General features: G+C 69.3%; 21 protein-coding genes and 1 pseudogene. 8 read left to right on the forward strand and 14 right to left on the reverse strand.

Features of this window, described 5'->3' with window-relative positions; all coding sequences use genetic code 11:
• Positions 1 to 62: 62 nt before the first annotated feature.
• The 6 genes and pseudogenes from ACU6RU_RS09155 to ACU6RU_RS09180 all read right to left on the reverse strand — a co-directional run bounded on the left by ACU6RU_RS09155 (position 63) and on the right by ACU6RU_RS09180 (position 8794).
• Entirely contained in the window at positions 63 to 3470 is a 3408-nt protein-coding gene (locus ACU6RU_RS09155) for an error-prone DNA polymerase (RefSeq protein ID WP_446726372.1), read from the reverse strand.
• Positions 3470 to 4993 (reverse strand): DNA polymerase Y family protein, encoded by a 1524-nt coding sequence (locus ACU6RU_RS09160; RefSeq protein WP_446726373.1) that lies wholly within the window; start codon positions 4991 to 4993, stop codon positions 3470 to 3472. Before ACU6RU_RS09160 ends, ACU6RU_RS09155 begins: the two co-directional genes overlap by 1 nt.
• A gap of 19 nt (positions 4994 to 5012) precedes the next feature.
• The gene (locus tag ACU6RU_RS09165; RefSeq protein WP_446726632.1) at positions 5013 to 5714 is read right to left on the reverse strand and encodes a hypothetical protein; all 702 of its coding nucleotides are present in this window, start codon (positions 5712 to 5714) and stop codon (positions 5013 to 5015) included.
• Positions 5715 to 6295: 581 nt separating this feature from the next.
• Positions 6296 to 7063, reverse strand: a pseudogene (locus tag ACU6RU_RS09170) (diacylglycerol/lipid kinase family protein); the annotation flags it as partial.
• Positions 7030 to 7566, reverse strand: a complete 537-nt coding sequence (locus ACU6RU_RS09175; protein ID WP_289329806.1) for a hypothetical protein — start codon at positions 7564 to 7566, stop codon at positions 7030 to 7032. The gene ACU6RU_RS09175 and the pseudogene ACU6RU_RS09170, both read right to left, overlap by 34 nt.
• Positions 7567 to 7597: 31 nt before the next feature.
• Positions 7598 to 8794: an epoxide hydrolase family protein gene (locus tag ACU6RU_RS09180; RefSeq protein WP_446726374.1), complete on the reverse strand. Its 1197-nt coding sequence runs from the start codon at positions 8792 to 8794 to the stop codon at positions 7598 to 7600.
• 92 nt (positions 8795 to 8886) lie between these two features.
• Between ACU6RU_RS09180 and ACU6RU_RS09185 the strand changes: the two genes are divergently transcribed.
• On the forward strand, positions 8887 to 9441 hold the full coding sequence (locus ACU6RU_RS09185; RefSeq protein WP_120265056.1) for a CGNR zinc finger domain-containing protein: 555 nt from the start codon (positions 8887 to 8889) through the stop codon (positions 9439 to 9441).
• A gap of 23 nt (positions 9442 to 9464) precedes the next feature.
• Here ACU6RU_RS09185 and ACU6RU_RS09190 read toward each other — a convergent pair whose 3' ends face one another.
• Positions 9465 to 10220: an ABC transporter permease gene (locus tag ACU6RU_RS09190; protein ID WP_446726375.1), complete on the reverse strand. Its 756-nt coding sequence runs from the start codon at positions 10218 to 10220 to the stop codon at positions 9465 to 9467.
• Position 10221: 1 nt separating this feature from the next.
• Positions 10222 to 11145 carry an ABC transporter ATP-binding protein gene (locus ACU6RU_RS09195; protein ID WP_446726376.1) on the reverse strand — a complete coding sequence of 308 codons (924 nt, stop codon included), beginning with the start codon at positions 11143 to 11145 and terminating at the stop codon, positions 10222 to 10224.
• 76 nt (positions 11146 to 11221) lie between these two features.
• Between ACU6RU_RS09195 and ACU6RU_RS09200 the strand changes: the two genes are divergently transcribed.
• Entirely contained in the window at positions 11222 to 11866 is a 645-nt protein-coding gene (locus ACU6RU_RS09200; RefSeq protein WP_446726377.1) for a TetR/AcrR family transcriptional regulator, read from the forward strand.
• Between the two features lie 16 nt (positions 11867 to 11882).
• Here the strand turns inward: ACU6RU_RS09200 and ACU6RU_RS09205 are convergent, their stop codons facing one another.
• From ACU6RU_RS09205 to ACU6RU_RS09215, 3 genes are all read right to left on the reverse strand, one after another.
• Positions 11883 to 12380: an HNH endonuclease gene (locus tag ACU6RU_RS09205; protein WP_120265052.1), complete on the reverse strand. Its 498-nt coding sequence runs from the start codon at positions 12378 to 12380 to the stop codon at positions 11883 to 11885.
• 314 nt (positions 12381 to 12694) lie between these two features.
• Positions 12695 to 13570, reverse strand: a complete 876-nt coding sequence (locus tag ACU6RU_RS09210; RefSeq protein ID WP_259455392.1) for a M23 family metallopeptidase — start codon at positions 13568 to 13570, stop codon at positions 12695 to 12697.
• Positions 13571 to 13832: 262 nt separating this feature from the next.
• Entirely contained in the window at positions 13833 to 14531 is a 699-nt protein-coding gene (locus tag ACU6RU_RS09215; RefSeq protein ID WP_446726378.1) for a metal-dependent transcriptional regulator, read from the reverse strand.
• Positions 14532 to 14655: 124 nt separating this feature from the next.
• Here ACU6RU_RS09215 and serC point away from each other — a divergent pair, with 124 nt between their 5' ends.
• Complete coding sequence (serC, locus tag ACU6RU_RS09220) at positions 14656 to 15768, forward strand: phosphoserine transaminase (RefSeq protein WP_289329811.1); 1113 nt, start codon at positions 14656 to 14658, stop codon at positions 15766 to 15768.
• Between the two features lie 76 nt (positions 15769 to 15844).
• Here serC and ACU6RU_RS09225 read toward each other — a convergent pair whose 3' ends face one another.
• Both ACU6RU_RS09225 and ACU6RU_RS09230 read right to left on the reverse strand, forming a co-directional pair.
• A complete protein-coding gene (locus ACU6RU_RS09225) occupies positions 15845 to 16507 on the reverse strand; it encodes a DUF3027 domain-containing protein (RefSeq protein WP_446726379.1) in 663 nt (220 codons plus the stop codon).
• Positions 16491 to 16874 carry a cold-shock protein gene (locus tag ACU6RU_RS09230; RefSeq protein WP_023954781.1) on the reverse strand — a complete coding sequence of 128 codons (384 nt, stop codon included), beginning with the start codon at positions 16872 to 16874 and terminating at the stop codon, positions 16491 to 16493. The genes ACU6RU_RS09225 and ACU6RU_RS09230 overlap by 17 nt, the downstream gene beginning before the upstream one ends.
• Before the next feature lie 112 nt (positions 16875 to 16986).
• On the opposite strand from ACU6RU_RS09230, the gene ACU6RU_RS09235 reads away from it, so the two are divergent.
• Genes ACU6RU_RS09235 through ACU6RU_RS09245 form a run of 3 tightly spaced genes read left to right on the forward strand, consistent with a single transcriptional unit; the run spans position 16987 to position 20695 of the window.
• Positions 16987 to 17262 carry a multidrug ABC transporter ATPase gene (locus ACU6RU_RS09235; RefSeq protein WP_120265034.1) on the forward strand — a complete coding sequence of 92 codons (276 nt, stop codon included), beginning with the start codon at positions 16987 to 16989 and terminating at the stop codon, positions 17260 to 17262.
• A gap of 1 nt (position 17263) precedes the next feature.
• Entirely contained in the window at positions 17264 to 18991 is a 1728-nt protein-coding gene (locus ACU6RU_RS09240) for a helicase-associated domain-containing protein (protein ID WP_446726380.1), read from the forward strand.
• A gap of 60 nt (positions 18992 to 19051) precedes the next feature.
• Complete coding sequence (locus ACU6RU_RS09245; protein ID WP_120265032.1) at positions 19052 to 20695, forward strand: DNA repair helicase XPB; 1644 nt, start codon at positions 19052 to 19054, stop codon at positions 20693 to 20695.
• Between the two features lie 24 nt (positions 20696 to 20719).
• On the opposite strand, the gene ACU6RU_RS09250 is transcribed toward ACU6RU_RS09245, so the two are convergent.
• Positions 20720 to 21724, reverse strand: coding sequence for a CPBP family intramembrane glutamic endopeptidase (locus tag ACU6RU_RS09250; RefSeq protein WP_446726381.1), 1005 nt, complete (start codon positions 21722 to 21724; stop codon positions 20720 to 20722).
• Between the two features lie 88 nt (positions 21725 to 21812).
• Here ACU6RU_RS09250 and ACU6RU_RS09255 point away from each other — a divergent pair, with 88 nt between their 5' ends.
• Both ACU6RU_RS09255 and ACU6RU_RS09260 read left to right on the forward strand, forming a co-directional pair.
• The gene (locus ACU6RU_RS09255; protein WP_023954791.1) at positions 21813 to 22505 is read left to right on the forward strand and encodes a response regulator transcription factor; all 693 of its coding nucleotides are present in this window, start codon (positions 21813 to 21815) and stop codon (positions 22503 to 22505) included.
• A 142-nt stretch (positions 22506 to 22647) separates the two neighbouring features.
• Positions 22648 to 24306: a sensor histidine kinase gene (locus ACU6RU_RS09260; protein WP_446726633.1), complete on the forward strand. Its 1659-nt coding sequence runs from the start codon at positions 22648 to 22650 to the stop codon at positions 24304 to 24306.
• The last annotated feature ends 80 nt before the right edge of the window (positions 24307 to 24386 follow it).

Below are 24386 nucleotides of genomic sequence, written 5' to 3' on the forward strand. Positions count from 1 at the left end.
TGGCAACCATTCGCGTCGGGTCGGCGCGCGCTGCGGTGGGCCGGGGCGCGTCGCGGCGCGGCTCACCGGAAGTCTCGTGACTGGTGCCTCACCCCCACCCGCAGGTCTTCGAAGGCATCGGCGAGGATGTTCACGACGCCCTCGTTCGACCGCTCGAGGATGCCGCGCACGATGAGCGCCGGGCTGTCGCGCACGACTCTCCGATAGCGGTGCCACATCCCCGTCGAGCAGATGACGTTCATCAGCCCGTGCTCGTCTTCGATGTTGAGGAAGGTGATGCCGGATGCCGTCGCCGGACGCTGCCGGTGGGTGACGAGTCCGGCGATCTCGACGCGGCGTCCGGTCTCGTGCGCGCGCAGATCGTTCGCCGTCAGCACCCCTCGGGCGTCGAGCTGCGAGCGGTAGTGGGTCATCGGATGGTCGTCGGGTGAGATGCCGGTGGCCCAGAGGTCGGAGGCGAGCACGTCGTAGCTCGACTGATCGGTGAACAGCGGCGGCTGCACGGCGATGAGCGAATCGGGCAAGTACTCGATGCGGTCCTGCGCGGCTGCCCCCGCCAGCCAGATCGCCTCGCGGCGGGTGTGCCCGAAGCACTCCAGCGCTCCCGCGGTCGCGAGCGCTTCGAGCCGCGTCGTGTCGGCGCCGGTGCGGCGCACCAGGTCGCGCATGTCGCGATAGGGGCCGGATGCCTCGCGCTCGGCGACGATCCGCTCGGCGAACCTCTTGCCGATACCGGTGACCGCGGCGAGCCCGAGCCGCACCGCGAAGCCGCCGTCACGGCGATGCGCCGCCGACTCGTCGGGAGCGTTGATGTCGAAAACCGGCACCGGCGGCTGCTCGCCCAGGCAGCTGTCGAGTCCCGTCGGACCCGGCCGTCCCGCCGCGCCCGACACGTGTTCGAGCACGGCTTCGGCCCCCGAGAGCTGCAGGTCGGGGCGTCGCACCTCGACCCCGTGACGGCGGGCGTCGGCCGCAAGCGTCGCCGGTGAGTAGAAGCCCATCGGCTGAGCCCGCAGCAGCCCCGCGAGGAACGCCGCCGGGTAGTGCAGCTTGATCCACGAGCTCGCGTAGACGAGCAGCCCGAACGAGAGCGAATGGCTCTCGGCGAAGCCGAAGTTCGCGAACGCCTGGATCTTGGCGTAGATGTCGTCGGCGGCATCTCCGACGAGGCCGTTCTCGGCCATGCCGTCGTAGAGCTTCTGTCTGAGCGAGTCGATGCGCTCGATGCCGCGCTTGGACCCCATCGCGCGGCGCAGCAGGTCGGCGTCCTCGCCGGAGAGTCCGCCGATGACCATGCCCATCTGCATGAGCTGCTCTTGGAAGACCGGCACCCCGAGCGTGCGCTCGAGCACGGGCTTGAGCTTCTCGTGCGGGTACGTCGTGGTCTCGTACCCGAGCTTGCGCCGCACGTACGGATGCACCGCACCGCCCTGGATGGGGCCGGGCCGGATGAGCGCGATCTCGATCACGAGGTCGTAGAACCGGCGCGGCTGCAGCCGCGGCAGCAGCCCCATCTGGGCGCGGGACTCGACCTGGAACACCCCGATCGAGTCGGCCCGGCACAGCATGTCGTAGACGGCGGCCTCTTCTTTCGGCAGGGTCGACAGCTCGAACTTCTCGCCCGTCGCCCCCTCGATGAGGTCGAAGCAGTACTGCAGCGCGGCGAGCATCCCGAGGCCGAGCAGGTCGAACTTCACCAGCCCCATCCAGGCGGCGTCGTCTTTGTCCCACTGGATGACCGTGCGGTCTTGCATGCGGGCGTGCTCGATCGGCACGACCTCGCCGACGGGCCGGTCGGTCAGCACCATGCCGCCCGAGTGGATACCCAGGTGCCGGGGAGCCTTGAGCAGCTCGGCGGCGTAGACGAGCACCCGTTCGGGGATGTCGTGGTCGGGACCGGTGTCGAGGGTGGCGCCCCAGCGCTCGACCTGCTTCGACCAGGCATCCTGCTGCCCCGGGGAATGGCCGAGCGCCTTGGCCATGTCGCGAACGGCGTTCTTCGGCCGATACTGGATGACGTTCGCCACCTGCGCCGCACGCTCACGCCCGTAGGTGGCATAGACCCACTGGATGATCTCCTCGCGCCGGTCGGAGTCGAAGTCGACGTCGATGTCGGGCTCTTCCTCGCGAAGCGCGGAGAGAAAGCGCTCGAACGGCAGCCGGTAGTAGATCGAGTCGATCGCGGTGATGTCGAGCAGATAGCAGACGGCGCTGTTCGCGGCGGAACCGCGCCCCTGGCACAGGATGCCGCGCCGCCGCGCTTCTTGCACGATGCCGTGGACGATGAGGAAGTAACCCGGGAAGTCCTTCTGCTCGATGACGGCGAGCTCTCGCTCGATGCGGTCGCGGTCTTCGGCCGGCAGGTTCGGGTACTTGCGCGGCACGGCTTCCCACACGAGGTGCCGCAGCCACGACATCGGCGTGTGCCCCTCGGGAACGGGGAGCTTGGGCAGCGCGGGCTTGGCCCGCCGCAACGGGAAGGCGAGCTCGTCGGCGAGTTCGACGGTGCGGGCCACCGCTCCGGGGTACCGGCGGAAACGACGGGTCATCTCGGCCCCTGATCGCAGGTGCGCCCCCGCGTGGGAGGGCAGCCACCCGTCGAGCTCGTCGAGGCCGCGGTTGGCCCGCACCGCCGCGATCGCCGCGGCGAGATGGGCGCGCTCGGGCACGGCGTAGTGCACATTGTTCGTCGCGACGAGCGACAGACCTCGCTCGCGCGCCAGGCCCGCCAGGATGTCGTTGTGCCGCGAGTCGAGCGGCTCGCCGTGGTCCATCAGCTCGACCTCGATGGCGTCTCGCCCGAACCGGTCGACCAGGACGTCGAGCTCGGCGGCTGCGGCATCCGGTCCTCGTTCGATGAGCGCCCGGCGCACGGCGCCCTTGCGGCATCCGGTGAGGATGCTCCACTGGCCTCCGGCGATGTCGGCCAGATCGTCGAGGCGGTACCGGGGCTTGCCCTTCTCGGCTCCCGCGAGCTGTCCCTGTGTGAGCGCACGGGCGAGCCGGTGGTATCCCTCTTCGCCGCGGGCCAGGACGAGCAGGTGCTCGCCCGGCGGGTCGGCCTCGTTGCGCGCCGCGCCGACGCGCTGCGGCAGATCGAGCGAGAGCTCCGCCCCGAACACCGTCTTCACCGCCAGCTGCTCGGCGGCCTCGGCGAAGCGGACGATGCCGTAGAAGCCGTCGTGGTCGGTGACGGCGAGAGCGTGCAACCCCAGCCGTTCGGCCTCTTCGGCCAGCTCTTCGGGCGATGAGGCTCCGTCGAGGAACGAGTACGACGTGTGCGCGTGCAACTCGGCGTACGGCACCGCGTCGTCGGGACGCTCGATTCTCGGCGCGGAGTACTTTCCGCGCTTGCGCGACCACGCGGGGCTGTCGCCGCCGTCGGCGCCCGCCGGCGCGCTCGGCGCACGGTTGCCGCTGAGCAGTCGTTCGATCTCGGACCACGGCACCGAGGGGTTGTTGAAGCCCATCAGTCGTACCGCCCCTCGACCGACCATTCGCCGCCGTCGCACACCAGCAACCACGCGGTCTGGGTCGCATCGACCATCTGGAAGCGGTGGGCACGGCGTGCTCGCACGGCGTCCCATTCCCGTTCGATCACCGGCCAAGGCCCCGCCCATGAGCGGATGCCGCGCGACCCGGTCGATGACACGAGCGCCGCGGGGATCGCCGTCAGCTCGCCCCGTCCGTCGACGGCGACCATGTCGCCCTCGCGGTCGACGACCGCCAGCGGCAGCGCACGTTCGAAGACCGTCGCCGGCAGCGGATCGGGCAGGCTGCCCGGCCACGGCCGCTCGCGCGAGCTCGTCACCGGCCGGTCGCCCCACGGCACGAGCACCTGCCGCTCGGCGAGCCAGCGTCCACCGCCGACGACCGGCGTCACGACGCCCGTGTGACCGAGCATCGCCTGAACGCGCGACAACGCGTGATGCACCTTCTGTTCGGGACCCGAGCCGAACAGCGAGACGGCGTGATGGGATGCCGCATCCACCGCTTCGGGCTCGATCTTGACCCGCGCGACACCGCTGGTGAGCTTGCCGCTCTCGGCCAGCTGCCACCGCACCCGGTCGACGACGGCGGCGGGGTCGAAGGTGCCGGGGTGGAGCCAGACCCGGTTGCTCGTCTCGCCGCGGTCGCCGGTGAGGATGACGCGCAGCTCGGTGCAGACGAGATCGACCGCGCCGAGTCCGGCGATGAACTCCTCGGCCGCGACCCTCATACCGAACGCGACCTGATCGGCCAGGTCGAGCGGAGGCTCGAACGAGACCTCGCGGTGCAGTTCGGGCGGCGGGGTGCGCGGGGTCACCGGGCGCGAGTCGGCACCCGAGGCGAGGGCGTGCAGTCGGGCGCCGCGGGGGCCGAAACGTTCGACCAGCCGTTCGGGTTCGATCGCGGCGAGGTCGCCGAGGGTCTGCACGCCGAGCCGGGCGAAGAGGTCGACGGAGTCGTCGTCGAGCACGGCGATCGTCAACGGCGCGAGGAACTCCGCCGAGCGCCCGGCTTCGATCACCCGGATGGGCCGGTCGGGACGGGTGCTCATCCGAGCCGCCTGCTGCGCCGTGAAGGGACCGTCAGCGACACCGGCCCGCACATCGAGATCGCCTTCGGCCACCGCTGCCAGCAGCGCGCCGGCGGCCTCGGTCTCGCCGCCGTAGAAACGGGCCGGACCGCGCACCCGCAGTGCGCAGAGCCCCGCCTCGAGCACCTGCACGCCCGGAGCCATTTCTTCGAGGCGCGCGACGATCGGCGCGAACTCCCGATGATCGCGCACCGCGTCGGCGTCGACCACCTGCAGCGCGGGACATCGCGCCTGCGCGTCGCGGCGACGCTGCCCCGGGGCGACGCCGTCGGCGCGGGCCGACGCCGAGCACGCGACGACCATCCCCTTCTCGAACACCGCGATCGGTGCGTTCGAGTCGACGCCGCTCTCACGCACGAACGCCACGACCGGCCAGTCGGGCACCCACACCACGAGGCTGCGTAACGGTGTCACAGCCTCCTGCTCCCCCACGTCAGACCGCCCGTCGCATCGGGATCGGCTCGGCCACGGGGCCGCCTGCGAGAGCCCGCTCCTGCGGAGCGGCCGAGATCGCACCGTCGGGCGCCGGCAGCAGCATCCGCGCCGACCGGGGCACCGGGAACCGCCGGCTCGACACGGTGACCGTCAGCTCGCGGTCGCTGAGGTAACCATCGCCGTCGCCCAACCCCGACCACCGCGGATCGGCGACGTCGAGCATCGCCTCGGTCTGCGGCCACGGCCCCTGCACGAGCAGCACCGTTCCGCGGTCGCGCAGCCGGCCGGCGAGCTTGGCGATGTCGGAGTCCTTCGCCCGTTCGGGCGGACGCACGGCGACGACGGGCAGCACATCGGCGATCGTCGCGGTGACGGCGAGCCAGCGTGCGCCCGGGTCGGGGATCAGCACCACGCGCGACAGATCGACCCCGGCGTGCTCCGCCGCCTCGGCGCCGAAGCCCGGCATCCCGACCACGCCGCACCACGAGCCGGTCTGCGACGGCTGTGCGAGCAGCGCGAACAGCAGCGAGGACGACGAGCCGAGCGAATAGGCGGCGCCGGGCCGCAGCCCCCGCCCGGGCAGCAGTCCGGCCAGAGCAGGATGAGTCGGCAGCACAGGAGCGTCGAGGCGGCGCCCCTGCATCCGCTCCATCTGCGCGCGCAGTCGCTGCACGTCCTCGGCGGCAGCAGGATTGCGCATGATCGACCTCACTCAGCAAGGGTAGAACATATGTTCTAGACCATCAATGTCGATATCGAAGATACGACCGACTTCCGACATCCGCTCCGCGTCGGTGTGAGGCCTGCTGCCGCTGCTACCCGTATCCCCCGCGGCTGGCGAGGCGTATGGTCACAAGCATGTGGACAGTACTCGTGATCTTGATCATCGTGTGGGTGGTGCTGTCGATCGTGGGGTTCGCGTTCGAGGGGCTGCTCTGGCTAGGAATCATCGGCGTCGTGTTGACCATCGGGACCCTCGTGTTCGGGATCATCCGACAGCGTGCGGGGCGCCGCCCCTGACACCGGAGCGGTTTCAGGGTCCCGTTTGCACACACGGATCAGGAGCGCGCCAGGACGGACGGTGATGCGCGCAGCACTGACGTGACCGAAGCTGTCACCGTCGAGCTGCACCACACGCGGAACCTCGAACGTGGCCTCGAATACCCGACCCCGTGCATAGGCGAGCGAGTGGAGCTCCGGAGCCCGAGCAAGGATACGGCGGGTGAAGCGCGATCGCCGCGCGGCTCCTTGCAGCGTCAGACGGGAACCGATCCCGGCCCATCCGAGCCGGCCACGTGGTCGCATCGTCACCACATCCAAGAACCCGTCATCGATGCTCGCCCGCGGAATGAGCAGCATGTTTCCGGCGAGCGTTCCGCAATTGCCGACGATGACGGTGTGCGCCCGCGCGGTGCGCGACCGACTCCCGTCGATCCGGTAGTCGATGCGGAACAGCCGGTTGGCAAGGACGGATCGCGCGATCGGCGAGACGTACGCGAGCCACCCGAGATGCTTCTTCGCACGAGCATTCGTGTTGGCAGCCATGTCCGCATCGAGCCCGATCCCCGCCATCACGACGAAAGCGTGCGAGGTCCACTCGCCGTCGGAGTCGCTGAGATCGGCGACAGCCACATCGATGCGCCGCTCGCACCCGGAGAAGGCCGCCGACACCGCCGTATCGAGATCAGCGAGAGCGACGCCCAGTTCGCGGGCGAGGAGGTTCCCCGTCCCGGCGGGGATGAGCGCGATGGGCACGCCGGTGCCCTGCAGGACCCCCGCCGCGGCACGGACCGTCCCATCGCCGCCCGCGACCAGCACCACGGCCGGCTTGTCGTCCACGGCATCCTGAGCGGCTCCACGCCCGGAGTCCTCCGGTTGGGTCGGATACCACCGTGTCGGTGCCCAACCCGCCGCGCGCTCATGAGCCATAACGATCTGGCGAAGCCGTTCGACGTCTGCTTTACCGGGATGGAAGACCACCGCCGCGTGGGGTGCGCTCCTCCCCGAATCCTGACTCACCGAGAGACGCCGCCCCCGACGGCGGACCACCCCTCGATCTGCGCGCGGTACGCCTCGGCACGCTGCCGAGCCGCGTCACCCTCGACCCTCGGCGCGGTGAAAACCACCGTCTCCGCCAGGGTCGCAACCGCCGCAGCCCGCTCCAGCTCCCGTGCCGCGAACGTGCGTGCGCTGTCGTCCGATGCCTCCTTCTCGCTTCGGATCCGTTCGCTGATCTCCGCCAGTCTCAACGCGATCAGCTCCGCGAGGCCGTCGCGTAGCTCCTCCAGCGTCGTGTTGTGGATCTCCAGACGCCGGTCCGAGACAGTCAGCTCGACATCGGGATAACCGGAATGCGCCAGGAGCTCGCGCGTGGACTCGCCGAGAACGTCTCGGACCTCCTCTTTACCCGGACGCCGGGTGAACACCGCCTCCACGGTGTACCGCGCGGGCGGGTCGTCGGTCATCAAGCCGGCGGGAAGCGACCCCACCAACACGGAATCGAGGCCGAGATTGTGGGTGGAAGGAGCTTCGTGGTGTGAATATGCGCTCATGACCGGACGTTACGCCTCCCAGATGTGAGGCTCACAGGTTGCCGACCGCATCTCCGGCCTTCGCGAGCACGGCGGCGAGCCCCTGCCGCAGATCGGTGACGAAGGCGCCGGGCATCTCGAGCGACGGGAAGTGCCCGCCGCGCTCCGCTTCTCGCCACCGGACGATGTCTCGGAAGCGCTGCGCCGCCCACGGACGGGGGTGCTTCTCGATGTCGTGGGGATACGTCGTGAGAGCGGCCGGCACGTCGACACGGAGGTGGGGGTCGAGCGACTGGTGGCTCTCGAAGTAGATGCGCGCCGCTGACGCACCTGTGCGCGTCAGCCAGTAGAGCGTCACGTTGTCGAGCAGCCGGTCGCGCGTGATGCTCTCGAAAGGGGTGTCGACCGTGTCGGTCCACTCGGAGAACTTCTCGAGTATCCACGCGAGCAAGCCCACCGGAGAGTCGACCAGCGCGTAGCCGATGGTCTGCGGCGACGTCGCCATGACCTTCGCGTAGGCGAGTCGGTTCTCTTCGAATGCGTGCGTCTCGGCGACCCACCGCCGCTCGGTCGCGTCGAGACCATCGATGCTGAGGCCCGGCAGACTTTGCGGTGTGGTCGTGTGCATCCCGATCACGTGGCTCGGAAACCGTCCGGCGAGCGCGATCGTGATGGGGCCGCCCCAGTCGCCGCCGTGCGCCAAGAACCGGTCGTAGCCCAGGCGAGCCATGAGTTGCACCCATGCTGCGGCGATCCGTTCGGTGCCCCATCCGGGTTCGTCGGGCTTGTCGGAGTGGCCGTAGCCCGGCAGAGACGGCGCCACGACATGGAAGGCCGGCAGCGTCGGATCGTTCGGCTCTGCGAGGCCATCGATCACGTCGACGAACTCGGCGACACTGCCCGGCCAGCCGTGCGTCATGATCAGCGGTACCGCATCGGGGCGCGATGACCGTCGGTGCAGGAAGTGGATGCCGAGACCATCGACGACCGTGCGGAACTGACCGATCTCGGCAAGACGCCGCTCGAACGGGCGCCAGTCGTAGGCTGTCCGCCAGTACTCGACGAGGGCGGCGACATCGGCCAGTGGCGGGCCCTGGGCCCAGCGATCCTGCCCGCGGGCGTCGGCGCGAGTGGTCTCGCGCTCGGGCAGGCGGGTCGCGCCCAGCCGCGCACGCAGGTCGTCGAGCTCGGCATTCGTCACCTGAGGAGTGAACGGCGATACCGACTCTGACGGGTGGGAAGCGGTCATGTTCACTCCATTCGTCGCAGCACGCAGGTGCGAACCGCCATAGCCGGTTCTACCAGAGACGCGGAATCAATGGAACCAGCTATGGTGGTGCCATGTCGGACGACTTTCCCGAATTCCGGATCGGCTCGGTGCTGGCGACGAGCTTCACGGGCACGCTGACCGAGCGGCATGGCGCCAGAGTCGAGCGCATTCCGACACCAGCTCGACTGCAGGCCTGGTTCGACGAGTTCGATCTGGCGGTCGCGCGATGCTCGGCGTCGGACCTCGACCGGGCATACGTCCTGCGCGAGGCGATCCATGCGGCCGCGACAGCGCGCGCTCAGGATGCGACGTTGCCGCCCGACGCGGTGGCACTGATCAACGAGTTCAGTGCACGAGGCACGGCGAACCCGGTGCTGACCGGGGCCGGCGAACGGCGCTGGCACCTCGGTTCCCGCGCGACGGTCGACGCCGCGCTGGGGGTCATCGCCGCGGATGCGGTGGACATCATCTCCGGCGCACGGCCCGGCGCGCTCGCTCTGTGCGCCTCACCGACCTGTCGTGCGGCATTCTTCGACGCCAGCAGGAGCCGCACTCGGCGGTGGTGCGACATGAACACGTGCGGAAACCACGCGAAGAAAGCCCGCTTACGCGCGAAGCACGCATAAGCGGGACGACGTCCGTACCGACGTCACACGTCACGCGCTCTGAGGACGACGAGAGCGGCGAGTGTCGTCCACAGGGTGAAGATCGCCATGATCCCGAGTCCCGCCAGCGGCGGCATCCCGCTCGTCGTCGACACCTCATAAGAGGCCTGCCCGGCCGTCGTGGGCCAATAAGTACCCGCGAACTCGCCGATGACCCCGGGCATCCCCGGGGCGAGGGCGGGCACGAGAAGCGCGACGGTCACGATGATCGCGAGCGCACCGGAAGAGCTTCGGGTGATGATGCCGAACCCGAGGCCGAGGACGGCCGTCAGGACGAGGTAAACGATCGCACAGACGATGGCCCGAACGGTGTCAGGGTCATCGAGCGCCGACACGGGCAGACCGGCCGCCGCGAGCGCGGCCTGCGTGGCACCGAAGCTGCCTGCCACCGCCGCGACGGCCACGACCACGCCGATGAGCGCCGAGACTCCGAGCTTCGAAGCCAGGAGGGCTCCGCGCCGGGGCACGATGGCGAGGCTCGTAATGATCTGGCCCGAGCCGTATTCACTGGTGATGGCCTGCGATCCGATGGTCGCGAGGAGGATCTGACCGACCAGGATTCCCTTGAAGCTGATACCGGTGGGGTCGAAATCGGAAGGGAGCGCGGCCTGCCAATCGGCCATGAGCCCGCTTACCCCCAGCAGGCTGACCATCACCGTCACGACGACCGCCGAGGCAGCGAGAATCCAGGTGCTGTGGACACTGCGGGCTTTGATCCATTCGGAAGCGAAGAGGTTCATGTCAGGCGGCCTTCTGCTCGGTCGTGGTCATGGCGAGAAACGCATCTTCGAGCGAATCCCGAACGAGGGTGAGCTCGAACACCTCGGCGTCGGAAGCGGCGGCGATGCGGCCGACGCTCTCCGTCGTCACCCCCGCGACGATGAGGACGTCGGTGCGATCGGCGTCTGCCCGCACCAGAAAGCCGGCTCGCATGAGCGCATCACGCAGGACCGCGACATCCGGGGTGCGCACGCGAACATGCTCGTTCGTGTGCGAGGCGATGAAGTCGTCCAGGGCCTGGTCTGCGAGCAGGCGACCGCGGTTGATGACGATGAGGCGGTCCGCGGTGAGTTGCATCTCACCCATCAGGTGGCTCGAGAACAGCACCAATCGGCCTTCCGCAGCAAGCTCGCGCATCAGGGATCGAGCCCAGCGGATGCCTTCGGGGTCGAGGCCGTTGAGGGGTTCGTCGAAGATGACGATGCCGGGGTCGCCGATCAACGCGGTAGCGATCCCCAGCCGTTGCTTCATCCCCAGGGAGAAGTCGCCGGCCGGCCGGCCGCCCGCGTCGGCCAGGCCCACCAACTCCAAGACCTCCCCGATCCGCCCCCGCGGCACGCCCCCGGCGCGCGCGACGGACGCCAGATGATCCACGGCCGTACGCCGCGGGTGGACGGCACGTGCATCGAGCATGGCGCCGATCACCCGCGTCGGATGGGGTAACTCGTGCATGCGACGCCCGTTCACGGTCGCGGCGCCGCTCGTGGGTTTGTCCAAGCCGAGGAACATGCGGAGGGTGGTGGACTTGCCCGCTCCGTTCGGTCCGAGAAAGCCCGTCACCAGCCCGGGGCGCACCTGGAACGAGAGACCGTCGACAGCGGTGACGGTTCCGTATCGCTTGACGAGATCGTGAGCTTGGAGAGATAACTCGGTTGTCTTCTGCACGGCAGGTACACTACACCGTGTGGTGTACTACTGCACCGAGCGGTGTAGATTTGGGCTTGCGAGAAGAAGGATGGCGATGATCGATGCGAGCCCGGTCCGGCAAGGCCAAGAGCAGAAACGCTCCGCGATACTGACGGCGGCGCGAGAGCTTTTCGTCGAGGTAGGCGTCGAGCGATCGAGTATGGATGCGGTCTCCGCACGCGCAGGCGTGTCCAAGCGCACCGTCTACGACTACTACGGCGACAAGCGGAGGCTCCTGCTCGGAGTGGTCGAGAACGCGGGCGAGACAGCCGTGAGCACCCTTCGCGAGCTGGCCGAGAAGCACCTGCCCGACGCCATCGCGCTCGAAGCGCACGGCGGTCTGCACCGGGCCGTGAGCGCATTCGCGGCCGAACTCGGGGGCTTCCTCGCCACATCGACGAACTACGCTGCCGCGATCAAGCTGATCTCGGAGAACGAGTCACTCCTGCCCGAGCTCGAGGACCACCCTCTGGACCGAGCGCACGCCGAAGTCCTCGCCGAGCGCTTCGCTCACTTCGCGACCGCGGGCCTGCTCGACCTCGACGACCCGCGACTCGCCGCCGAGCACTTTCACGCACTTACGACGCTCCGCGTGCTCAACGAACCGGCTCGCCGCCGGACCGACACCGAACGGGTTCGGCAGATCATGACCGATGGCGCCGACGCGTTCCTGCGCGCCTACGGCCGACAACCGGAGTAGCAGCGCACAGCGACGATCAGGCCGCGAGCGACAGGTAGGGCTCCCACCGCGGATCGGATCGCTCCGTTCCGCGCACCGTCCACTGCGGTCCGCGCGGCGGCTTCGGCGACCACCGCAGCTCCCATCCCATCTCCTGCGGCGTGTGATCGCTCTTGAGGTTGTTGCACCGCAGGCAGCAGGCGACGAGGTTCTCCCACGAGTTGCTACCGCCGCGCGAACGAGGCATGACGTGATCGATAGTCGATGCCGCCTTTCCGCAGTAGGCGCATCGGTGTGCATCGCGACGGAGCACCCCGCGTCGCGTCACCGGCACTCGGCGCGCATTCGGGATACGGACATACCGGGTCAGGACGATCACCGCCGGGCGCTCGTACGTCCCGTCGATCCCGAGAACGGGGTCGTGGACGACGTGCTCGACGATCGTCGCCTTGTCGTTCAACACCAGGAGGAGGGCCCGACGGAACGACACCACAGCGAGTGGCTCATACCCGGCATTCAGTACCAGAGTGCGCATTTCCTGTCCTCACGAACTGCCCTGACGGCTTCAGCGGATGTTCGATGACCGACGTCGCGCATGCCGTGCGGGCAGGTCCCGCGAGGGTGCGAGCACGAAAAAAGGCGCCGTCATGAAGACAGCGCCTTGATTCACGGCCGAGGCCGCAGTGGTGCACACGATGCCGCAGGACGTAGCGACCGATCGCATTCACGGTTCGAATGCCCGGTACTGGTCCCATCAGCTCCCCCTCGGCGTGCGCGAGCGTCGCGTTCAGGGTAATACACCCTCGACCCCGGAAAGGTCGACGGAAGATGAACGGATGATGCGTGTCGTCAGCCCGCGTTCGCGACGAGCCATGACTCGGCGTTGACGTACGCGCCGTCGACCACGATCTCGAGATGCAGGTGCGTGCCGAACGCGCGCCCCGTGTCGCCGACCTGGCCGAGCAGCTGACCCGCAGAGACGGTGTCGCCGACCTGCACCGCGCGGGTGCCCCAGTCCATGTGGGCGTAGAGGCTCGTGACGTTGGTGCCGTTGATGTTGTGGGCGACCTTCACGTACACGCCCCAACCCGGTCCGCTCTCGCTCGACGCGACGACCGTGCCGTCGGCGACCGAGTAGATCGGGGTGCCGCGGTCGGCCATGTAGTCGGTGCCGCGGTGGCCGGCATACGGGGTGCCGAAGTTGTTGAACGACATCAGCGGACGACGCACGAGGCCTGAACCCGGAGCGACGAGCGGAATGGGCTCGCCGTACGAGGACGACGCGGTCGAGCTGCTCGCCGAGATGCGGTTCGCGAGGGCCTCGGCGGCGGCCTTGGCGGCAGCCTCCTCGTCCTTCTTCTTCTGGATCTCCTCGGGCGTGGTCGCGGTGAACCCACTGCGGTCGAGGGAGGCGGGGCCCACCTCGGACGCGACGACGATCGACTGCGCGTTGTCGGCGGCGACCTGCTGCAGCGTCATCGCGTCGGCCGACGTGCCGCGTACAGCGGCGAAAGCCGGGATGGCGACGGTGGCGACGAGACCCACCACGGCCGCGACCGTGAAGGTGCTGCGCACGGGGTGCACCCGGCGATTACGGCGGCGGGCAGCGCGATTTTCGACGGTCGCGACTTCCCGCGATTGCTTCTTCGCCAGCGGGAAGCGGCGGCCACGCAGAGCGCGACCGGAACGGTCGGGATTCGTCGCGTCGACCTCGGGTACGTCCACCGACGAATCGTTGTTTTCAGCCAAATCAGTCCTCCGGCGCCTCTGCGCGATGACCTGCGCTGGCTCGTCGATACTGCGTGTAGGTCCACGCGACGTTCGGGTGTCACCGCGGAGACGACGAGCCGAAGAGGCAATCCACGCAGCGGTCTCGGGCGGGCTTCTCGCCTGAAGACTTCTCGAGGCTACCGGAAGGTAACGAATAAGTCACGCCGTCACTCCCATCCCCACCCGACGCTCAGGGTCGGGCGGCGGGGAGGCGACCTCAGTCGCGGCGCGTGAGGAAGATGTGCGACGCGACCTCGACCGGAAGCTCGAGCCCCTCGTCGATGCCGTCCATCTGCACGAGCACGTACCCCTCGGAGAACTGGAACGTGCCGTCGCGACCGGGGACGACGCCCGCCGCCCGGAGCTGCTGAAGCAGTTCGGGATCGACCTGCGCCGGCTCGGCGAGGCGACGCACGGTGCCTTCGATCGGACCGCCGGTCTCGTTCAGCAGGCGGACGAGGCCGACCACACCGTCGTCGAACGTGCGCGCCGGCACGTCTCCCAGCTGGTCGAGGCCGGGGATCGGGTTGCCGTAGGGCGACTCGGTGGGGTGGCCGAGGAGCTCGATGAGGCGACGCTCGACGAGCTCGCTCATCACGTGCTCCCAGCGGCACGCCTCTTCGTGGACGTAGGCCCAGTCGAGACCGATGACGTCGCTGAGCAGGCGCTCGGCGAGACGGTGCTTGCGCATGACGTCGACCGCCTTCTGGCGACCGCTGTCGGTCAGCTCGAGCGAGCGGTCTTCCGAGACGACGACCAGGCCGTCGCGCTCCATGCGGCCGACCGTCTGCGAGACGGTGGGGCCGGAGTGCCCGAGGCGCTCGGAGATGCGGGCGCGCAGGGGGACGATCGCCTCTTCCTCGAGCTCGAGGATGGTACGCAGATACATCTCTGTCGTGTCGATGAGATCGGTCATCACAGCCCTTGTCGTGCGCGTGGTCGAGAGGATCCCAGCCTATCCGCTGGCGAGGACATCCGAGGCTGCCCTTACCTCCGGCCCGTGGCACGGCGGAGCCGGGCACCGCCCCTAGAATCGGCTCATGGCGCACGTCACCCTGCCCCGAGACATCCTCCCCCGCGACGGCCGCTTCGGCTGCGGCCCCGCCAAGATCCGGCCCGAGCAGGTCGCCGCCCTGTCGGGCCCCGGCTCGATCCTGCTCGGCACGTCGCACCGCCAGTCGCCGGTGAAGAGCCTCGTCGGTCAGGTCCGATCGGGTCTGTCCGATCTGCTCCGACTCCCCAACGGGTACGAGATCATCCTCGGCAACGGCGGATCGACCGCATTCTGGGATGCCGCGGCCTTCGGCCTCATCGAGAACCGCAGCCAGAACCTCGTCTTCGGCGAGTTCGGCGGCAAGTTCGGCGCGGCGGCGTCAGCCCCGTGGCTGCAGGCACCCGACATCCGCAAGGCCGAACCCGGGTCGAGCATCGCGGCGGAGCCCGTCGAAGGCATCGACGTCTACGCCTGGCCGCACAACGAGACCTCGACCGGTGTCGCCGCCCCGGTGCGCCGTGTCGTCGGCGACGACGGCGCACTCACCGTCATCGACGCGACGAGCGCGGCCGGCGGCATCGATTTCTCGGTCTCGCAGTGCGATGTCTACTACTTCGCTCCGCAGAAGAACCTCGGTTCCGACGGCGGCATCTGGTTCGCCGCGGTCTCTCCCGCAGCGATCGAGCGGATCGAGCGCGTCGCCGCCTCCGGCCGCTACATCCCCGAGTTCCTGAGCCTCAAGAACGCGCTCGACAACTCCCGCCTCAACCAGACGCTCAACACTCCGGCCGTCGCGACGCTGTACCTGCTCGACAAGCAGCTCGAGTGGATCCACAGCAACGGCGGCCTCCAGTGGGCGGCCGACCGCACCGCCGAGTCCTCGTCCGCGCTGTACGACTGGGCCGAGGCCTCGGAGCACGCGACGCCGTTCGTGGCCGACCCCGCCGACCGCTCCCCCGTCGTGGTCACGATCGACTTCGACGACACCGTCGACGCAGCGGCCGTCGCGAAGAGCCTCCGCGGCAACGGCATCGTCGACACCGAGCCGTACCGCAAGCTCGGCCGCAACCAGCTGCGCATCGCGACGTTCGTGTCGATCGAGCCCGACGATGTGCGTCAGCTCATCAAGTGCATCGACTACACCATCGAGCGCCTCTGATCGCCTCGCGCCACTGAACCGACGAAGGGATGCCGCATCGCGCGGCATCCCTTCGTCGTCAGGCGTGTGAGAGCGGTCAGCGCTCCCAGAGCGATTCGTCGTGATCCGACTCCTCGTCCTCGTCGTCTTCGGCGTCTTCGTCGCCGGAGTCGGCGCCCGAAAGGTCGTCGTCGTCGAGAGCGGCGTCGTCGTCGAGAGCATCGATGTCGACGCCGTCGACATCGCCCGCGTGGGTGACCGCAGTGCTGCCGTCGGCGAAGTCGTCCTCGTCCACCTCGTCGTCGTCTTCATCGTCGATGTCATCGGCGTCGTCGAGCTCGGCCGCGTCGTCATCGTCGAGGTCGTCGGACTCGTCCTCATCAGCGGCTGCCTGAGCGGCCTGGTAATCCGCGAGCCGCACGGCCCATGGCACCCAATCGGGGGCCAGCAGTGCACCCGCCGCGGGCAGCAGTTCGACCTCGAGCACGGTGGGCTCGGCGCCGTCGACCGCTGCGACGCTGACCGTCCAGAGCCATCCGGGGTAGCCGGCGAGACGGTTGGCGAAGCGCAGCGAGACGACGCCGTCGGCCTCGATGACGTAGTCGACCGGGTCGCCGATCGTCGAGGCGGGGGTGATCTCGGCGAGCGCCGCGCGTGCCAGATCATGCGCAGCGAGCAGTCGCTCGTCGACGGTCACCGCCTCGGGGGCCGTGGGCTCGTCCGACGTCGAGACGTCGGGAGACTCAGGCGTCGAGGTCATCGGCGACCTTGCGCAGCACCGCGGCGATCTTCTTGCCGTGACCCGAGCTGGGGTATCGGCCGCGACGGAGATCGGCGCCGATGCCGTCGAGGAGCTTCACCAGGTCCTCGACGATGATCGCCATGTCGTCGGCGGGCTTGCGGTTGCGCTTGCTCAGGCTCACGGGAGCCTCGAGCACGCGAACGGCCAGCGCCTGCAGGCCGCGTTTGCCGTCGGCGACGCCGAACTCGAGGCGCGTGCCCGGCTTGAGCGACTCGGTGCCCGCCGGGAGTGCCGTGGCGTGCAGGAAGACGTCCTGGCCGTCATCGGAGGAGATGAAGCCGAACCCCTTCTCGTCGTCGTAGAACCTGACCTTGCCGGTGGGCATGTGCGTACCTCGCTGTCACGGACCGCGTTTCGCGGGCAGAACGGAATGCCGGGGCCGTGTGAGCCCCGGTAACCAGCCTACGGCACCGCCGCGAAGCGCTACGCTGATGCGGATGAGCACGCGCAGCCCGAGCGACGACCTCCCGGTCCGCCGTATAGACCGCATCCTCGCGTTCATGTCGCTGGGGCTGCTGGTCCTGGCGATCGTCTGCTTCTTCGCCATCATCATCGGCACCGCGACCGGCCTCGAACAGGCGGACTTCGGTTCGGGAGCCTGGCCGACGGTCAGCGCGATCGTGTGGATCGCTCCGCCGATCGCATTCGCCCTGCTGCTGACGGTGCTCATCATGACCTTCATCCGACGGAGCCGGGCCAACAAGGGCCGGTGACGTGTCTCCCGTCGACGCTCGTGCCCTCGCGACCTGGCTCGCCACGGTCGACGACGACGCCCTGACGGCACTTCTGCGTCGCCGTCGCGTCGGGGCCGATGCCGCCTGGGCCGATTTCTTCGACGCCGCCGAGGCCCTGCTCGATCCCGCCGCGGTCGCGAAGGCCGCTCCGCTGCTGTCGCGACCGCTCGTCGCTGCCATGGACGAGGCCGTGGCGTCGGACGCGCCGGTGCCCCCGGGCGCGGCGCGCGAGGAACTTCTTCACCTCGGGCTCGTCTCCCCCGACGGGCTGCCCTACGCCGGCGCCGCATCAGCATGGCGCGACCTCTCTCGACCCGACGCCGCCGCCCCGCTCGTCGCTGACGCGTCTCGCGAAGACGACGCGCAGCTGGCGGAGCGAGCGTTCACCGCGCTCTCGTCGCTCGCCGACGTCCTGTCGTTGACCCAGCCGTCACCGCTGGGACGCACCGGGGCGGGAACCCTCGGCGCGGGTGATCGTCGCCGCCTGATCGAGGCCGGAGCGGTGCCGGATGCGGCGACGGTCGACCTCGTGATCGGCATCGGTCTCGACGCAGCGCTGCTGGGTCCGGTCGACCGGGAATGGCGCGTGACGACCGAGGGCAGCGCGTGGCTCCTGCGCGGATCGGTCGATCGGTGGGTCGAGACCGCGTCACACCTGCGTGACGCGCTCCCCGCAGCTCTGCGCACGACGAGCGGCGGCTGGCAGCCGCTGACGGAATGGCATCACGCGTACCCGCTCGACCCGCAGTGGCCGGCACGTGCCGAGCGTCTGGCTGCGCAGTGGCGGTTCTGGGCGATCATCGACGCCTCGGGTCGGCCGGCCGCGTGGGCGACGGCCATGGCCGACGGCGGCGATGTCGACCGGGCTGCCCTCCAGCAGAACCTGCCGGGCGAGGTAGACCGCATCTTCCTCCAGAACGACCTCACCGCCATCGCGCCGGGCCCCCTCGAACCGGCGATCGACGCGCGGCTGCGCCGGGCGGCACGCCGCGAGTCACGTGCACAGGCCTCGACCTATCGTTTCTCCGCCGAGTCGATCGGAGCGGCGCTGGCCGCAGGCGAGGATGCGGCATCCCTCGCCGAGTTCCTCACGACCATCTCGCTCACGGGCCTGCCTCAGCCGTTGGCGTACGAGCTCGAACGCGCCGCGCAGCGCCAGGGCCGGCTGCGCGTGGGGACCGACGCGACCGGTCGGACGCAGGTCACCGCATCCGATCGGAGCGCACTCGACACGCTCGCGGTGGATCAGGCGCTCCGTCCCCTCGGACTCGTGCGTGATGGTGACCGGCTCATCAGCCGCAGCTCCGTCGACGCCGTCTTCTGGATGCTGAGCGATGCCCGCTATCCCGTCGCCGCGGTCGACGACGACGGAGCGGTGCGGATCCTCGACCGGGCCCGTCTGACCGACTCGTCCGAGGTCGCGACGGCCCGCTCCGAGGACGCGTCGTACCGCACGCTGATCGACCGCATCCGCGGCGCGCACTCCTCCGACGACGCGGATGCGGCGTGGCTGGGGCGCGAGCTCGAGCAGGCGGTGAAGGCGCGCGCGGTGATCGAGGTCAGCGTGCGCCTGCCCGACGGGACGACGCGCGACTTCGTGCTCGAGGCGACGGGTCTCGGCGGCGGCCGCCTGCGCGGGCGCGACCGCGCGTCGGACGTGGAGCGCACCCTCCCGGTGTCGAGCATCGTGTCGGCACGTCTGGCCTGAGCATCGCCGACGCTCGGCGCGCAGGCCGATGTCCGCTCAGCACCGGTACGATTGCTCGTTATGGCTGATGGCCCCCTGATCGTCCAGAGCGACCGCACCGTGCTGCTCGAGGTCGCCCACCCGAACGCAGAGGACGCACGCCACGAGCTCGCGATCTTCGCCGAGCTCGAGCGTGCACCCGAGCACATCCACACCTACCGCATCACGCGGCTCGGCCTGTGGAACGCACGTGCGGCCGGGCACGACGCCGAAGACATGCTCGCCACGCTCGACCGGTGGTCGCGCTTCCCGGTGCCGCCCTCGGTGTCGACCGACATCCGTGAGACGGTGACGCGCTACGGACGTCTCGTGATCGAACGTGATGACGAGGGAACGCTCGTGCTGCGCTCGCACGACGCGGCCGTCTTGGCGGAGGTCACCCGCAACAAGCGGATCCAGCCGCTGCTGCTGGGCCACCCCACCCCGGAGACCTACATCATCGATGCCTGGGCGCGCGGTCAGATCAAGCAGGAGCTGCTGAAGATCGGATGGCCCGCCGAAGACCTCGCCGGTTTCACCCCCGGCACGCCCCACGAGATCGAGCTGCACGAAGACGGGTGGAGCCTGCGGCCCTACCAGCGCAAAGCCGTCGACATCTTCACCGAGGGCGGTTCGGGCGTCGTCGTGCTCCCCTGCGGCGCGGGCAAGACGCTCGTGGGCGCCGCGGCGATGGCCGACACCAAGACGACGACGCTCATCCTCGTGACCAACACCGTCAGCGCACGGCAGTGGCGCAACGAGCTGCTCAAGCGCACGAGCCTGACCCCGGAAGAGATCGGCGAGTACTCCGGTCAGTCGAAGGAGGTCAAGCCGGTCACGATCGCGACCTACCAGATCCTCACGGCGAAGCGGAAGGGCGAGTACGCCCACCTCGCGCTCCTCGACGCTCTCGACTGGGGCCTGGTCGTGTACGACGAGGTGCATCTGCTCCCCGCTCCCGTGTTCAAGCTGACCGCCGATCTTCAGGCGCGACGCCGCCTCGGCCTGACCGCGACCCTCGTTCGCGAGGACGGCCGCGAAGGCGACGTGTTCAGCCTCATCGGACCCAAGCGATTCGACGCGCCTTGGAAGGAGATCGAGGCCCAGGGCTTCATCTCCCCCGCCGTCTGCTACGAGGTGCGCGTCGACCTCCCGGCATCCGACCGCCTCGAGTACGCCGCCTCGGCCGATGACGAGCGGTACCGTCTGGCGGCGACCGCGCACGCGAAGATCGGGGTCGTCCGAGACCTCGTCGCGAAGCACGCGGGTGAGCAGATCCTGGTGATCGGGCAGTACCTCGATCAGATCGATGTGCTCGCCGAGGCGCTCGGGGCACCGAAGATCACGGGGTCGACTCCCGTCGATGAGCGCGAGGAGCTGTACGACGCGTTCCGGACGGGCGAGGTCCCCGTGCTGATCGTCTCGAAGGTCGCGAACTTCTCGATCGACCTGCCCGACGCCTCCGTCGCCATCCAGGTCTCGGGCTCGTTCGGCTCGCGCCAAGAAGAGGCGCAGCGTCTCGGACGCCTGCTGCGACCGAAGTCGAACGGCCACACGGCGAGCTTCTACACCCTCATCGCGCGCGACACCGTCGACCAGGACTTCGCGCAGAACCGGCAGCGCTTCCTCGCCGAACAGGGATACAGCTACACGATCCTCGACGCCGAGAAGCTCGAGGCAGCCTGAGCGCACCGCCGCCGGCGGGCTGCGTCAGGGCTTGGTGAGCTCGGGCGTCGGCTCGCCGGGAAGCGGAACGGTCGCCGTCGGCGTGGGCATGGGGATCGGCGCCGGCATCGGCGTCCGCGGCATCGCGTATGTGCGCGCGATCGGGCGCCGCCGAAGCACGTACTCGACGGCGAGACAGTACCCCCCGAGCAGCAGGACCGACGTCGCGAAGCTCACCCAGCCGACATCCGTCGCCGAGGGGTCGGACCCCGCCACGATCCCGGTCACGAAGGCCAGCAGGTTGTTGACGATGTGCACCGCGATGGCCGCCTCCAATCCTCCGGTGCGCCAGGTGAGCCAACCCGCCGCGATCGCGAAGAGCGCCACGCCCGCCTGGCCGACCGGGTCGTACAGGTGCCCGATGACGAACAGGGGTACCGGGAGCAGGATCGCGAAGAGCGGATGCCGCAGCCACCGCCCGATCGACTGCATCAGGTAGCCGCGGAAGACGTACTCTTCCGCGGTGGCTTGGACCGGCACGACGAGGACGACCACGAGCAGACTCAGCCACAGGGCGCCGCCCGTCGGGGGCGTGAGCTGTGCCCCGGGATCCTCGGCGGGCAGCAGCGCGGTCACGAGGGTGATGACGAGCGCGACGGCGACGCCGAGCCCGGAGCACACGAGCAGCCAGCGCCATCGCAGTCGGCCGAACACGGCGGAGACGAATCCGAGGCGACGCCCGTTGACGATCAGAGAGGCGAGCAGGTAGGCGGGCAGCAGCAACGCGACCGAGCCGAGACCGATCAGCAGCGACAGCGGATTCGTGACATCCAGCGCCCCGGGATCGTCGAGCACGCGGTTCAGCGCCCGTGCCGCGTCGTCGTTCGACAACGCGACGAGGATCGCGGCGAGCGAGACGACGAGCACCATGAGCAGGAACAGGATGATGCCGAGAGCACCCACCGCGAGCGGCGTCCACCAGCCGGAACGACGGCGCGCGAAGACGAGTCTGTGGAATGCGAGACGGTCGGAATCGATCGGACGCGGCATGCTTCCATCCTCTCCCGACCTCTACCAGGTCGACCCACTGCCGCGCGATATCCAGCAAACCGATGGGATCCGGTGCCAGTATGGGCCTATGACAGCACCGCGCATTCTCGTCGTGGACGACGAACCGAACATCCGTGACCTGCTGATCACCGGGCTGAAGTTCGCCGGATACCAGGTCCGCGCCGTCGGCAACGGCGCGCAGACGATCTCGGCGGTGCTCGAGGAGGAGCCCGATCTGATCGTGCTCGATGTGATGCTGCCCGACATGAACGGCTTCAGCGTCACCAAACGGCTCCGCGGGGCGGGATACACCGCGCCGATCCTCTTCCTCACCGCCAAGGACGAGACCGAGGACAAGATCGAGGGCCTCAACGCCGGGGGTGACGACTACGTCACGAAGCCGTTCAGCCTCGACGAGATCGTCGCTCGTATCCAGGCCATCCTTCGCCGCACGATGCAGGCCGACGAGGAGTCGATCATCCGCGCCGGCGAGCTGACGATGGACCAGGACACCCACGATGTCCAGGTCGGCGACGTGTCGATCGATCTGTCGCCCACCGAGTTCAAGCTGCTGCGCTACCTGATGCTCAACCCGAACCGGGTGCTCAGCAAGGCGCAGATCCTCGACCACGTGTGGGAGTACGACTTCAACGGCGACGCCGGCATCGTCGAGAGCTACATCTCGTACCTGCGCCGCAAGATCGATCCGCACTCCTCCGAGCCGCTCATCCAGACCAAGCGCGGCTTCGGGTACATGCTCAAGGCCGACAAGTCGGCCTGATCCGCGGGAGCGCAGACGCCTGAGCGATTCCGCGAACGACGGCGTCACCCGCTGGTGGCGCGGCATCAGCCTGCGCACCAAGGTGACGGGGGTCATCGTCACGCTGCTCGCGATGGGGCTGATCGCCGCGGGCGTGGGCACGATGATCTTCCTCCGCAACGCGCAGGTCGCGGCCCTCGACGGCAGCCTGCGGTCGCTGGCTCCGACCGATCTGGCGAGCACCGTCATGGACGTCACCGTCGAGGACGGCATCGCCCTCTTCGAGGGGAAGGCGGCGCCGGCGCCGACCAACTTCGTCGTCGCGATCTACAGCGCCGAGGGAGAGCTGCTGTCGGTCGCGGGCGGACCCGAATCGGTGCGCCCCGACCTGCCCGCCTCGTTCCCCCTCGACCGGACGGTCGTCAAGGGCACGGAGCCCTTCGAGCTCCCCGCCCGCCAGGGCAACGGCACCTTCCACGCGAGCGTCGACGTGCTCCAGCCCGAGGGTTCGCGTGAGAGCTACACCCAGCTCGTCGCCCTGCCACTGACCTCGGTCACGCAGACGGTCGCCAACTTCATCAGCATCTACACGGTGATCGCCGCGCTGATCCTCCTCGCCGGCGCGCTCGGCACCCGGTGGCTGGTCACCCTGACCTTCCGCAGCCTCGGCCAGGTCGAGGAGACGGCGATGACGATCGCGGCGGGCGACCTGAGTCAGCGCATGGGCGACATCTCGCCCGGCACCGAGGTCGGGCGCCTGAAGATCGCCATCAACGCGATGCTCGACCGTATCGACACCGCGCTCGCGCAGCGCGACGCGACCGTGCAGCAGATGCGCCGCTTCATCGGCGACGCCAGCCACGAGCTGCGCACTCCGCTCGTGACCGTCCGCGGCTACGCGGAGCTCTACCGCATGGGCGCGATCACCGATGCGGAGCACACCGCGCAGTCGATGGAGCGCATCGAGAAGGAGGCCGTTCGCATGAGCGGCCTCGTCGAAGACCTCCTGGCCCTCGCGCGTCTCGACGAACGACGCGACCTCGTCATCAAGCCCGTCGATCTGCGTCCGATCGCCCGCGATGCCGCGCTCGACACGCGGGCCGCAGCACCCGAGCGCGAGGTCTCGGTGATCGAGTTCTCCGACGAGACCCTCACGGTCGAGGTGCCGACGAACACGGGAACCGGATCGACGACCAAGCGTCCGGGCGGCGCCCGCAACCGCACCGGCCAGACGCTCTCACGCTTGCGGCGACGCCCCAAAGACGAGCGTTCCACCCGTTCGGGAGGCGACACGGCTCCGACGTCGCGGAGGACGGATGCCGCGTCAGCGGGCACCGCCGCCGACACCACCTCCGACACGAAGCCGCTGCTGCAACCGGCCGAACCGCCCCTGGTGCCCGTGGTGCTCGGCGACGAGAACCGCATCCGCCAGGTCGTCGCGAACCTGATCGGCAACGCGCGACGCTACAGCCCGGAGGGCACCCCCATCGAGATCGCGGTGGGCCTGGATCGTGACGCCCGCATGGGGTGGATCTCGGTGATCGACCACGGGGAAGGCATCCCCGAGCCGCTGCGCGAGAAGATCTTCCAGCGGTTCTGGCGGGCCGACACCTCGCGCACGCGTGAGACCGGCGGCTCAGGTCTCGGCCTGTCGATCGTGGCCTCGATCGTCGAGGCCCTGCACGGCTCGATCGATGTCCAGGGCACGCCGGGCGGCGGGGCAACGTTCCGCGTCGCCTTCCCTCTTGCAGATCGCCGCGAGGCAGCCGAGCACCTGTGGATCGAGACGCAGCCCTTGCCGCGTCTGCGCGACGAGCGCTAAGCCGAGCTCCGCGGGGTTTCTCCCCCGCCGCATCGGGCTCACCCCTGTCCCCGATCGCCCGCGCGCGCGAGCGCGGCCCG

It is taken from the genome of Microbacterium sp. F1-18 (genome assembly GCF_052921305.1).

What these genes read in the sequence shown, in the direction of transcription:
- ACU6RU_RS09155 (WP_446726372.1), bottom strand. Translation starts at nt 3,470, where the DNA reads ATGGGCTTCAACAACCCCTCGGTGCCGTGGTCCGAGATCGAACGACTG.
- ACU6RU_RS09165 (WP_446726632.1), bottom strand. Translation starts at nt 5,714, where the DNA reads ATGCGCAATCCTGCTGCCGCCGAGGACGTGCAGCGACTGCGCGCGCAG.
- ACU6RU_RS09175 (WP_289329806.1), bottom strand. Translation starts at nt 7,566, where the DNA reads ATGAGCGCATATTCACACCACGAAGCTCCTTCCACCCACAATCTCGGC.
- ACU6RU_RS09180 (WP_446726374.1), bottom strand. Translation starts at nt 8,794, where the DNA reads ATGACCGCTTCCCACCCGTCAGAGTCGGTATCGCCGTTCACTCCTCAG.
- ACU6RU_RS09185 (WP_120265056.1), top strand. Translation starts at nt 8,887, where the DNA reads ATGTCGGACGACTTTCCCGAATTCCGGATCGGCTCGGTGCTGGCGACG.
- ACU6RU_RS09190 (WP_446726375.1), bottom strand. Translation starts at nt 10,220, where the DNA reads ATGAACCTCTTCGCTTCCGAATGGATCAAAGCCCGCAGTGTCCACAGC.
- ACU6RU_RS09200 (WP_446726377.1), top strand. Translation starts at nt 11,222, where the DNA reads ATGATCGATGCGAGCCCGGTCCGGCAAGGCCAAGAGCAGAAACGCTCC.
- ACU6RU_RS09205 (WP_120265052.1), bottom strand. Translation starts at nt 12,380, where the DNA reads ATGCGCACTCTGGTACTGAATGCCGGGTATGAGCCACTCGCTGTGGTG.
- ACU6RU_RS09215 (WP_446726378.1), bottom strand. Translation starts at nt 14,531, where the DNA reads ATGACCGATCTCATCGACACGACAGAGATGTATCTGCGTACCATCCTC.
- serC (WP_289329811.1), top strand. Translation starts at nt 14,656, where the DNA reads ATGGCGCACGTCACCCTGCCCCGAGACATCCTCCCCCGCGACGGCCGC.
- ACU6RU_RS09225 (WP_446726379.1), bottom strand. Translation starts at nt 16,507, where the DNA reads ATGACCTCGACGCCTGAGTCTCCCGACGTCTCGACGTCGGACGAGCCC.
- ACU6RU_RS09230 (WP_023954781.1), bottom strand. Translation starts at nt 16,874, where the DNA reads ATGCCCACCGGCAAGGTCAGGTTCTACGACGACGAGAAGGGGTTCGGC.
- ACU6RU_RS09235 (WP_120265034.1), top strand. Translation starts at nt 16,987, where the DNA reads ATGAGCACGCGCAGCCCGAGCGACGACCTCCCGGTCCGCCGTATAGAC.
- ACU6RU_RS09245 (WP_120265032.1), top strand. Translation starts at nt 19,052, where the DNA reads ATGGCTGATGGCCCCCTGATCGTCCAGAGCGACCGCACCGTGCTGCTC.
- ACU6RU_RS09250 (WP_446726381.1), bottom strand. Translation starts at nt 21,724, where the DNA reads ATGCCGCGTCCGATCGATTCCGACCGTCTCGCATTCCACAGACTCGTC.
- ACU6RU_RS09255 (WP_023954791.1), top strand. Translation starts at nt 21,813, where the DNA reads ATGACAGCACCGCGCATTCTCGTCGTGGACGACGAACCGAACATCCGT.
- ACU6RU_RS09260 (WP_446726633.1), top strand. Translation starts at nt 22,648, where the DNA reads ATGATCTTCCTCCGCAACGCGCAGGTCGCGGCCCTCGACGGCAGCCTG.